The organism is Deltaproteobacteria bacterium, from assembly GCA_016234845.1.
Lineage (GTDB): Bacteria > Desulfobacterota > Deferrimicrobia > Deferrimicrobiales > Deferrimicrobiaceae > JACRNP01.
Window position 1 is genome coordinate 1 of sequence record JACRNP010000204.1, and the last position, 11006, is coordinate 11006.

Consider the following 11006-nt stretch of genomic DNA (forward strand, 5'->3'; position numbering starts at 1 on the left):
GCCTCCCGCGGCGTGGTACCATTTTCGTACCACAACAAGATACCGCGCGGAGGGCCACGACGCCATGCGACCGGACAGTTTCGGATCCCGATCCCGAAAAACCGTCGGCGGGGAATCGTTCGAGATCTTCCGGCTCGAGGCGCTGGAGAAGCGTCGCGTCGGGAAGGTCTCCCGGCTCCCGTTCTCCATCAAGGTGCTGCTCGAGAACCTCCTGCGGCACGAGGACGGCCACACGGTCGCGGCCGACGACGTCCGGGCGCTCGCGAACTGGTCGCCCGCCGCCCCTTCCGACCGGGAGATCGCCTTTCGCCCCGCGCGGGTGCTCCTCCAGGATTTCACGGGGGTGCCGGCGCTGGTCGACCTCGCCGCGATGCGCGACGCGGCGAAGAAGATGGGAGGCGACCCGAAAAGGATCAACCCGCAGATGCCGGCCGACCTCGTCATCGACCACTCGGTGCAGGTGGACCGGTTCGCGGCGGTCTCCGCCTTTCCCGACAACGTGGCGAAGGAGTACGGGCGCAACGGAGAGCGTTACGCCTTCCTCCGGTGGGGAAAGGAGTCGTTCCGCAATTTCCGGGTGGTCCCCCCCGGCACCGGGATCTGCCACCAGGTGAACCTCGAATACCTCGCCCCCGTGGTGTTCACGAAGAAACTCCGCGGCGGAGCGCAGGCGTATCCCGACACCCTCGTGGGCACCGACTCCCACACGCCGATGATCAACGGGCTGGGGGTGGTCGGGTGGGGCGTGGGCGGGATCGAGGCGGAGGCGGCGATGCTGGGCCAGCCGATCTCGATGCTGATCCCGGAGGTCGTCGGGTTCAAGCTCACCGGTGAACTGCCGGTCGGAGCCACGGCGACCGACCTCGTCCTCACCGTCACGCAGATGCTCCGGAAGAAGGGGGTGGTCGGGAAATTCGTCGAGTTCTACGGGAAGGGGCTCTCCTCGCTGTCGGTGGCCGACCGCGCCACGATCTCGAACATGTCGCCGGAGTACGGCGCCACGATCGGCTTCTTCCCGGTCGACCGGGAGACGCTCTCGTACCTGCTCTTCACCGGGCGCGACAAGGCGCGGGTTGCGGTTGTGGAGGCGTACTGCAAGGAGCAGGGGCTCTTCCGGACCGACGACACCCGGGATCCGGTCTTCTCCGACACCCTGTCCCTCGACCTGAAAACGGTGGAGCCTTGCCTGGCCGGGCCGAAGCGGCCCCAGGACCGGGTGGCGTTGAAGGATTCGAAGGCGGCGTTCCGCAAGGCGCTCGCATCCTGGGGGAAGGAGCCCACCGCCGGGAACGGTGACGACGGCGCCGACCGGTGGCTGGGCGAAGGAGGGTGCGCCGCGGAAGCGGGCGAGACCCCGCACGCGGCCTGGGCCCCGGGCGCCACGACGCTGCGGCTGGACCACGGGGCGTTCGACCTGCGGGACGGGTCGGTCGTCATCGCTGCGATCACGAGCTGCACCAACACGTCGAACCCGGCCGTGATGATCGGCGCGGGGCTCCTCGCGAAGAAGGCGGTCGAGAAAGGGCTGAGGACGCGCCCGTGGGTCAAGACCAGCCTCGCCCCGGGCTCCAAGGTGGTGACCCAATACCTGGAGCGCGCGGGGCTGATGCCGTACCTGCAGGCGCTGGGGTTCCACCTCGTTGGGTACGGATGCACCACCTGCATCGGGAATTCCGGCCCGCTGCCCGAGGCGGTGGCCGAGACGATCCGCCGGGGGAACCTGGTCGCCGCGTCGGTCCTGTCGGGAAACCGGAACTTCGAGGGGCGGATCCACCCCTTGTGCCGCGCGAACTACCTCGCCTCGCCGCTCCTGGTGGTCGCGTACGCGCTCGCGGGGAACGTCGACTTCGACCCGTACTCCGAGCCGCTGGGGAGCGACCGGAACGGGCGTCCGGTCTTCCTCTCCGAGGTGTGGCCGTCCCCCGGGGAGATCACCTCCGCGGTCCGATCGGCGGTCGATTCGGCGATGTTCCGGAAGGAGTACGGCGAGGTGTTCACCGGCGACGAGGCGTGGCGAAAACTTCCTGTGCCGAAGTCGGAGTGCTTCGCCTGGGTCCCGTCGTCCACATACGTCAAGAACCCGCCCTTCTTCGAGAACCTGCCGAAGGAGCCTCCGCCCGTGGAGGATATCCGGGGCGCCCGCGCGCTGGCGGTGCTGGGCGACTCGGTGACCACGGACCATATCTCCCCCGCGGGGGACATTGCCGAGGACGGCCCCGCGGGGGCGTACCTCAAGGGGTTCGGCATCCCGAAGGAGGAGTTCAACTCGTACGGGAGCCGCCGCGGGAACCACGAGGTGATGATGCGCGGCACCTTCGCGAACATCCGGTTGAAGAACTTCCTCGCGCCGGGAACGGAGGGGGGCTGGACCACGTACCCGCCCGGCGGCGGGAAGATGACCATCTACGACGCGGCGATGCGGTACGCGGAAGCCGGCGTTCCGCTGGTCGTCCTGGCGGGGAAGGAGTACGGCTCCGGATCGTCCCGCGACTGGGCGGCGAAGGGGCCGAGGCTGCTGGGGGTGCGGGCGGTGATCGCGGAGAGCTTCGAGCGGATCCACCGCAGCAACCTGGTCGGGATGGGGATCCTCCCGCTCCAGTTCGAGGACGGCGCCAACCGCGAATCGTTGGGGCTGACCGGGTTGGAAACGTTCGACGTGGAAGGGATCTCCGGGGAGATCGTCCCCCGGATGCGGGTGACGGTGCGCGTTTCGGGCGACGGCGGGGAGCGGACGTTCCCGGCGCTGGCCCGGATCGACACGCCCGCGGAAGTCCACTACTACCGCCACGGCGGAATCCTGCCGTACGTCCTCCGGCGGCTGATCGGGAAGGGGTGACCGGCGGCCGCGCGGAGCCGTATACGGATTTTCCGTCCGGCTACGCAGCCGCCTCCGCGATCACCACCTCCACGGTCCTGCGCTCGGCGCCGCGAAGCACGTCCAGCCGAGCGGGTTCCCCGACCGCCACCTCCGAGAGGAGCCGGTGAAGGTCGTCGACGCTCTCGGCCGGGTGGCCGTTCATCGCGACCACGATGTCGCCCGCGGCGATCCCGGATCCTCCCGCCGGCCCCTGCGGGTCGAGCGATACCACCTCGACGCCGGACTCACGCGGCAGTCCGAAGTGGCGCACCATCCGCCGCGTCAGGGGCCTCTGCCTCCTGCCGATCCCCAGGTACCCCCGGCGCACCCTCCCGTGCGCCAGGATCTGCGACACCACGTGCCGCGCCGTGTTCGACGGCACCGCGAAGCCCAGCCCCTGCGCCGCGGCGATGATCGCCGTGTTGATCCCGACGACCCGTCCCCTCGAATCGACCAGCGGCCCGCCGGAGTTGCCGGGATTCAAGGGGGCGGTGTGCTGGATCACGTTCTCGATGAGCCTCCCGTCGTTCCCCCGCATCCCGCGGCCGGTGGCGCCCACCACGCCGGTGGAGACGCTCGACTGGAACCCGAGCGGGTTGCCGATGGCGATCACGAGTTGCCCCACCTTGAGGGCGGCGGAGTCGCCCAGGGCGGCGTACGGAAGCCCGGAACCGTCCGCCCGGACCACCGCGAGGTCGTTCGGCGGATCGGAGCCTACCGGGACCGCGCCCAGGGACGAGCCGTCCATCAGCGTCAGGCGCACGAGTCCCGCCTCCCGCACGACATGGTGGTTGGTCAGCACGTACCCGTCGGGCGCAAGGAGGATCCCGGATCCCGCCCCGAGCGGCTCGACCCCGTCCCGGTTCCCCGCCTCCCTGCCCACCGAAATGCCGACCACCGCGGGCCCCACCGCCTCCACCACCGTGGTGACGGCCCGGGAGTACGCGTCCAGCAGCTCCACGTCCGAACGGTCCGCGGCGCCCACCTCGCACCGGCCGGAAGATCCGCTTCGCTCCTCCATCGGTCCCTCCCCTTCCCTTTCCGCTTCGATGCCGGACCGCGGGAAGGAGATCCTTACGTCCACCCGACACTTTTTCCGGGGCCGGGAATCTAAAGAAACATGGGAACCACGAACAGGGGGAGGGTGCGATGAAGGACACGTACGTCGTCTGCGGTTCGACGGGGAACGTCGGTTCCCGGGTTGCCCGTTCCCTCCTCGCGGCGGGCCACGAGGTTCGGGCGATCGCCAGGGACCGGGTCCGGCTCGGGCCCCTCGCCGGGAAGGGGGCGGATCCCTGGCCCGGCGAGCTGGAGGACGCGGCGTTTCTCGCGAAGGCGTTTACGGGCGCCCGGGCGGTGTTCGCGCTGATCCCGCCGAAGCACGACGCCGTCGATTTCCGAAGATACCAGGACGCGATCGGGGAATCGATCGCCACCGCGCTCTTCAAGGCCCGGGTCCCGCGCGTCGTCACCTTGAGCAGCGTCGGGGCGCACCTCTCCAGGGGGACCGGACCGATCCTGGGGCTCCACGATTTCGAAGGGAAGCTGGCCGCGCTCCGCGACGCGGAGGTCGTTCACCTGCGGGCCGGGTACTTCATGGAGAACCACCTGTGGAGCATACCCGTCATCCGGGGAAACGGAATCCAGGGGAGCCCCCTCCGGCCCGACGTCGCGGTTCCGATGGTCGCGACGAAGGACATCGGGGACGAGGCGGCGAGGCGGCTTTGCGCCGACCCTTCCCGGGGTCACAAGGTGGAGTATCTGCTGGGACCCCGGGACATCACGATGGCCGAGGCCGCCGGAATCCTGGGCAGGGCGATCGGGGTTCCGGATCTCGCGTACGTCCGGTTCCCGGAGGAGGATGCGCGGCGGGCGATGGACGGGATGGGGATGTCGAAGAGCGTCGTCGAGGCGATGCTGGAGATGTACCGGGGCTTCAACGCGGGGACGATCCGGCCCACCCGGGAGCGGAACGGATCGGCGGCGACCCCCACGACCCTGGAGGAGTTCGCGAAGTCGGTCTTCGCCCCGTCGTACCGGGCCGCCGCCTGATCAGAGGGCCGTCTGCCCCGCCTCGAGGAACGCGATGCGCTGGTGCATCGCCTTTTCCCGGCTCCACCGGGCGGTCACGTCGCGGACCACCGCGACCGGCCCGATCACTTTCCCGTCCGCTCCGCGGACCAGCGCGATCGTGAACTCGATGGAGATGCGCTCCCCGTCCTTTCGGACGGCGGGAACCGACAACGTTTCGTTCCCGTACTTCGTCGCGCCGTTCCGCATCGCCCCCGCGTACCCCTTCCAGTGCGCCTCGCGTTGCCGTTCGGGGATGATGAGGTCGAGCGATTGCCCCACCGCCTCCGCCTCCGTGTAGCCGAAGATCCCCTCCGCCCCCCCGTTCCACATCCGGATGACGCCGTCCCGGTCGGAGAAGATCACCCCGTCGCCGGTCCCCTCCACGATCTGCCGGCAAAGCCGGCTCTTTTCCTCTTCCGTCATTGGAGTCCCCTCCCTTGGTGGGTCGAACGATCCAGCAGGCTGTCCAACGGTTCGACGCCGGCCGGAAACGGATGCGCGCCCGTGAGGATCCTTGCAAAGGCCCGGGAAGCGGGAGCCGTCCCGCGGAGGAGGCGCAGCGTCCGTCCCGCCTCGGTGGCAGCCTGCCCGAGGAGGTCCGTCAAGGCGACCGTCGCGGGGCCCTCGAGGTCGAATACGGCCCCCGGCGGATCGTCGCGGTCCAGGCACGAGGCCACCGCTTCCGCCAACGTCTCCACCTCCAGCGGCCGGCACTGAAGCTCGCCGCCTCCGGCCATCGGCAGCCACCGGGAGGATCGCACGGCGCGGGCCAGCGACGCCTCGAGGACCGATCCGCGGCCGCGCAGGATCGACGGACGGAATATCGTGTACCGGAGCCCCGAGCGCCGCACCAGCTCCTCGCCCGATCCCTTCGACCGGAGAAACGCCGTGGGGGCGTCCGGCCCCGCCCCGGCAACCCCGATGTGCACGAACCGGTCGATCCCCCACGCCCTGGCGGCCTCGATGGCGTTCCGCGTCCCCAGCCGGTGGATCGGGTCGAACGTCGACCCTTCCGCGGGCCGCTCCCGGAAGATCCCGGCCAGGTGCACGACCGCGTCGGTGCTCCGGGCGGCGTTCCAGACGCTCTCCCCGTCCCGGATGTCGCCCAGGGTCACCCGGCACCCGTTGGGAACGCCGGCGGGGATCCGGTCCCCGAAGTCGGGTCGGGCCATGACCCTCGGCAGCCACCCGCGATCCCGCAGCGCCCGGCACACCGCCCGGCCGAGGAATCCCGTGCCGCCGGTGACCAGCACCTCCCGGTACCCGAGGAACATCCCCCGGTGCCGCTTCACGGGAGCAGGCGGTCGACCTTCGCCGCCATGATGAAGTCGTTCTCGTGCAGTCCCCGGACGGCGTGGGTACGGAACCGCACCGTGCAGTACCCCCACCCGACGGACAGGTCCGGGTGGTGTCCCTCGATTTCGGCGATCTCGCCGACCCGGACCGCGAATCCGATCGCGTCCGCGAAGTTCCGGAACCGGAACTCCCGCCGGATCCCTCCGCCTCCCTCTTCGAGGAGCCACCCCGGGACGGCGGAGATCCGGACCGAGGCTTCCGCCTCCGGCATGGGGGGCACCCCACCCCTGCAGGGGACGCAATGTTTCTCCGAGAGTTCCCCGGACACCTTCGACCCCTCCCCTGCGCGCTCCCGTTCGCCCGGTCCTTATCCATTAGAATTCCGGATCCGGAAAGTCGCTTCTCCCGTCGGGAAGAAAAGTTCGGGCAGGGGAATGCGGGCGGGACGGAACGGTCGAAGGCGGCCCGTCAGAGGCGGAAGGCCGGATCGGAAAGGACGAACCCGCGCTCCCGCAGGATCCGGCGGACGGCGGGGCCGTCGATGGTGGCGAGCCGGAGGTGGGCGTTGACCGCGCCGACCTCGCCATGGGGCGAAACGACGCAGCTGCGGATCTCGATCCCCATCCCCTGGAGGATCCCGGCCAGCTCCTCGAACCGGGCGAGGTTCCGGGGAAAGGCGACGTCCACGCAGAAACAGACGTCGTTCACGTCCAGGATGTCGACGAATGCGGAGAGCAGGTCCGTCCGGGTGATGATCCCGACCAGCCGGTCCCCGGACAGCACGGGAAGGGCGCCGAACTTCTCGCGGGAGAGGATGAGGAGCGCGTCCTCGACCGAATCGTCCGGCGTGACGGACCACACCTGCGTCCGCATCGCCACCCGGACCGGCCGGTCTCCCGCGCCGCTCCCGGCCTCCGTCCCGGCCATGGCGTCCAGGGACGCGTTCCGCAGGTCGGTGTCGGAGAGGATCCCGACCAGCGCTCCCCCCTCGACGACGGGCAGGTGGTGGAAGCCGTGTTCCCGCAGGAGCCGGGCGGCCGCGGACAGCGGAGTGTCCGGAGACACCGTCTTCGGATCCCTCGTCATCCGCTTTCCGACGAACATCGAACGCCGCCTCCGCCGGGGCGGCGGGACCGCCCGCCCCAGAGTATCGCCCGGACCGCTTCAATGTACCGCATACCCCGGGGGATGTCCAAATCCCACGAACCGGACTTCGCGGTACAATGTTCCGGGTCGGCAAGGAACCATTCCCGGAGGAGGGAACGAAGATGGGAACGACGATCCGGAAGATTTTCATGGTGGCGGTCGGACTGCTGCTTCTGGCAGGGATCCCGTATCTCGCGGCGGTCCCGCTCCACGCCGATCCGGGATGCGGATGCCGCTGCGATTCCCCTTGCGGCGGGAAGTGCGGATGCGGACACGGGGAGGGGAAGTGCGCGTGCGGGGAGAAGTGCGCGTGCGAAGAAAAGTGCGCGTGCGAAGAAAAGTGCGCGATGCACGGCGCGGTGCACGGCAAGGACAAGGGGCACGGACACGCGCACGGAGACCGCCCGTCCGGCGGGCCTCCGATGAAGGCGGCGATGGGGAAGCACATGGAGGAGATGCGCGGGACGATCGCGAAGCTGCGCGCCCTCGAGGGGAAGATGGAATCGCTCAAGGCCAACGACGTCGCGGCCGCGTTCCGCGCCGCGTCGCTGGAGCATTCGAAGCTGCTGACCGACCTCCAGGAGTCCCACCTGAAGCACATGGAAGGGATGATGGGGAAGTAGGGTTCAGGCGGTAACCGTTTCCCCGGCGAGAGGCAGGCCGATCGTGACCGTGGTGCCGCGTCCCGGATTGCTCGCGACCTCGATGAAGCCGGAGGACTGCTTCACGAAGCCGTAGACCGACGGGAGGCCCATCCCCCGTCCGAACCCCTTCGTGGTGTGGAACGGCTCGAAGAGGTGGGAGAGGGCCTCCCGGTCCATCCCGCACCCCGTGTCCGACACGGACACGGTCGCATACCGGCCCGGGACGGGGGACCACACCCCGTTCCCGTCGTGCTTTCCGACCTCGCGGACGCCGCTCGCGATCTCGAGCCGTCCCCCTTCCGGCATCGCCTCCTTCGCGTTCCTCGCGAGCTCCTCGATCCCCGCCGTGAACTGCCGGACATCGACGCGGACCGCCACGCCCGGCGATCCCCCGCGGACCGCGAGCTTGATCCCGTCCCCCAGAAGGTCGCGCAGGGAGGGGACCAGTCCCAGGACGAGCGTGTCGATCGCCTCGACCTTCGCCAGGAGGATCGATTGCCGGCTGTAGGCGAGGAGCTGCGCGGTGATCATCGCCGCCCGGTCGGCCGCGTACAGGATCTCACGGAGATCCTTCCGCCGGGGGTCGAACGGCTCCATCCGCCGGAGGAGGAGCGATCCGTAGCCGCTGACGATCGTCATGAGGTTGTTGATGTTGTGGGCCATCCCCGCGGCGAGCTTCCCCACGGCTTCGTACTTCTGCGCCGAGAGCCGCTCGGTCTCGCTTCGCCGGAGCTCCTCGTCGAGGCGGTTCCTTTCGGTGACGTCCCGGTGGATTCCGCGGAACCCGAACAGGGCGCCGCCCGGCCCGAAATACGGAACTCCGCTCCCCTCGGTCATGACGCGGCGGCCGGACTTGTGGATATAGACATTCCGCGTGCCGATGAACGGTTTCCGCCCCTCCACGGCCTCTCCCAGGACCTTCCGCCCCTCGGCGACCCCATCGGGGGCCAGGATGTCGAACGCCGTCTTTCCGATCAGCTCGCCGGGTTCGTATCCGAAGATCTCCCGCACGTTGGGGCTGATGTAGGTGATGGCCCCGTTCCGGTCGGCTTCCCAGACGACGTCGCTGGTCGTCTCCACGAGCGACTGGAACCGCGCGCGGCTCTCCGCGAGCGCCCGGTTCACCCGCAGAAGGGATGCGTAGTGCCACCCCCCGAACGCCGCTAACAGCAGGATCAGGATCCCGGCGTTGACCGCGACGATCCGTTCCCCGGTCCAGAACGACTTCGGGGTGCCGAACCATTTCAGGTAGATCCGCCGGTACCCGGGAGTGCCGATCAACCCGTTCAGGCTCGCGTCCAGGCGGTGAACGACCGCCGTCTTCTCCTTCCGTGCCGCGAACGACCGAGGGCTGTCCGAAAGCGGCGGTTCGACCAGTGCGATCTTGTCCTCGATCCGCGCTCTTCGCGCCTCCTCGAACAGTATGGGCCCCAGGTGGGCCACCGCGTCGATCTCCCCCGCAAGCAGGTGGAATAGGGCGTCGTGGACCGCTTCGTACCGCTTTACCTTGAGATCGGTCCGTGCGGAGAGGATCTCGTCCGCCACGTTCCGGAGGACGACCCCCACCTTGCGGCCTTCCAACCGGCGGGCGTCCTGCACCGCGTTCGACCCTTTCCGGACGTACACGTTCACCGGCAACGTGATGTACGGCTCGGAAAAGACGAACTCCCGGGACCGCTTCGTCGTCCCGCCCCAGTCGGCGGCGATGTCGCCCTCTCCCCGGCGCAGCGCATCCTCCAGGTCGGCATCGGGGGACAGGATCACCCAGGTGAAGGAGATCCCCTGCTCCTTCCCGATCGCCTCCAGGATGTCGATCGCCATCCCTTCGGGTCGGCCCGGTGCGCTCTCCTTCACGGAGAGAAGGGGGAACTTCGGCCGGACGATGGCCCGGAGATGCATGGGAGGAGGTCCCTGCGGCGTGTCCATCGCGCCGAAAACATCGGCCGGGAATGCGCAGGGCGTCGAAACGAGGAGCAGGAACGCGAGGAACGGCGCCGCGGGACGAAGGGAACGTCGGGCCGCATGGGGATCAAGGGTGCCGAACAATGGAAGCCTCCCGCCTCGGCACCTCCCGGCGCCGTCCGCGGCCCCGACGCAATGGGGCGTAGGCCATCGCCCACGCCTACCGTATCGATAATAATCTATATTACGGGGAAGGACAACCGCCCGTTTTCAGACCGCCCGGAACATGAAGTACGCCGCCCCCACGAGGCACAGGGCGGCCCAGAGGTAGTCGAGCTTCAGCGGCGCCTCGAGGTACAGGAGGGCGAACCCGGCGAAGACGACCATGGTGATCACCTCCTGCATCACCTTGAGCTGCGGGACGGTGAAGTGCTGCACGCCGATCCGGTTCGCCGGGACCATCAGGACGTATTCGAAGAAGGCGATCCCCCAGCTCGCGAGGATGGCGATCCACACCGGCCGGGACTGGAGAGTCTTCAGGTGCCCGTACCAGGCGAAGGTCATGAAGATGTTGGAGCAGAACAACAGCGCGACGGTCCGCACGGGACACCTCCGGACGGGGAGCTTTGATTTCCGGGGGATCTTACCAGAAGGGAAACGTGCGCGGGGGGAGGGTCGCCCCTCCGCCCGCCGGAAATCCTCGTGTCGCGTCGGGCCGGTCTACACCAGGCCGTGGGCGATCATCGCCCGGGCGACCTTGATGAAACCGGCGATGTTGGCGCCCACCACGAAGTTGCCGGGGGAGCCGAACTCCTCGGCCGCCTCGGAGCAGAGCCGGTAGACGTTCCGCATGATCTGGTGGAGCTTGGCGTCGGTCTCCTCGAATCCCCACGCCTCCCGCCCCGCGTTCTGCTGCATCTCGAGCGCCGAGGTCGCCACGCCGCCCGCGTTGGCCGCCTTGCCGGGCCCGAAGAGGACGCCCGCGGAGAGGAACACCTGCACGCCTTCCGGCATGGTCGGCATGTTCGCGCCTTCGCCGACCGCGATGCAGCCGTTCTTCACCAGCTTCTTGGCGTCCTTGCCGGTGA

At 69.1% G+C, this 11006-nt stretch carries 11 protein-coding genes; 3 read left to right on the forward strand and 8 right to left on the reverse strand.

The window, feature by feature from the left end; genetic code table 11:
* Positions 1–64 precede the first annotated feature (64 nt).
* On the forward strand, positions 65–2836 hold the full coding sequence (gene acnA / locus HZB86_12495; GenBank protein MBI5906338.1) for an aconitate hydratase AcnA: 2772 nt from the start codon (positions 65–67) through the stop codon (positions 2834–2836).
* A gap of 40 nt (positions 2837–2876) precedes the next feature.
* Here acnA and HZB86_12500 read toward each other — a convergent pair whose 3' ends face one another.
* Positions 2877–3878 (reverse strand): trypsin-like peptidase domain-containing protein, encoded by a 1002-nt coding sequence (locus tag HZB86_12500; GenBank protein MBI5906339.1) that lies wholly within the window; start codon positions 3876–3878, stop codon positions 2877–2879.
* Positions 3879–4006: 128 nt separating this feature from the next.
* Between HZB86_12500 and HZB86_12505 the strand changes: the two genes are divergently transcribed.
* Positions 4007–4909, forward strand: coding sequence for an NAD(P)H-binding protein (locus HZB86_12505; GenBank protein MBI5906340.1), 903 nt, complete (start codon positions 4007–4009; stop codon positions 4907–4909).
* Here HZB86_12505 and HZB86_12510 read toward each other — a convergent pair whose 3' ends face one another.
* The 4 genes from HZB86_12510 to HZB86_12525 all read right to left on the reverse strand — a co-directional run bounded on the left by HZB86_12510 (position 4910) and on the right by HZB86_12525 (position 7330).
* On the reverse strand, positions 4910–5353 hold the full coding sequence (locus HZB86_12510) for a PAS domain S-box protein (GenBank protein MBI5906341.1): 444 nt from the start codon (positions 5351–5353) through the stop codon (positions 4910–4912).
* Positions 5350–6222, reverse strand: a complete 873-nt coding sequence (locus tag HZB86_12515) for an NAD(P)H-binding protein (protein MBI5906342.1) — start codon at positions 6220–6222, stop codon at positions 5350–5352. Before HZB86_12515 ends, HZB86_12510 begins: the two co-directional genes overlap by 4 nt.
* The gene (locus HZB86_12520; GenBank protein ID MBI5906343.1) at positions 6219–6554 is read right to left on the reverse strand and encodes a 4a-hydroxytetrahydrobiopterin dehydratase; all 336 of its coding nucleotides are present in this window, start codon (positions 6552–6554) and stop codon (positions 6219–6221) included. Before HZB86_12520 ends, HZB86_12515 begins: the two co-directional genes overlap by 4 nt.
* A 140-nt stretch (positions 6555–6694) precedes the next feature.
* Positions 6695–7330 (reverse strand): CBS domain-containing protein, encoded by a 636-nt coding sequence (locus HZB86_12525; GenBank protein MBI5906344.1) that lies wholly within the window; start codon positions 7328–7330, stop codon positions 6695–6697.
* 164 nt (positions 7331–7494) lie between these two features.
* Between HZB86_12525 and HZB86_12530 the strand changes: the two genes are divergently transcribed.
* On the forward strand, positions 7495–7995 hold the full coding sequence (locus HZB86_12530; protein ID MBI5906345.1) for a hypothetical protein: 501 nt from the start codon (positions 7495–7497) through the stop codon (positions 7993–7995).
* Positions 7996–7998: 3 nt separating this feature from the next.
* On the opposite strand, the gene HZB86_12535 is transcribed toward HZB86_12530, so the two are convergent.
* The 3 genes from HZB86_12535 to HZB86_12545 all read right to left on the reverse strand — a co-directional run.
* On the reverse strand, positions 7999–10062 hold the full coding sequence (locus HZB86_12535; protein MBI5906346.1) for a transporter substrate-binding domain-containing protein: 2064 nt from the start codon (positions 10060–10062) through the stop codon (positions 7999–8001).
* Positions 10063–10188: 126 nt separating this feature from the next.
* The gene (locus HZB86_12540; GenBank protein MBI5906347.1) at positions 10189–10521 is read right to left on the reverse strand and encodes a DMT family protein; all 333 of its coding nucleotides are present in this window, start codon (positions 10519–10521) and stop codon (positions 10189–10191) included.
* A gap of 117 nt (positions 10522–10638) precedes the next feature.
* Positions 10639–11006: glutamate dehydrogenase (locus HZB86_12545; protein MBI5906348.1), on the reverse strand; the 368-nt coding region annotated here is incomplete at its 5' end.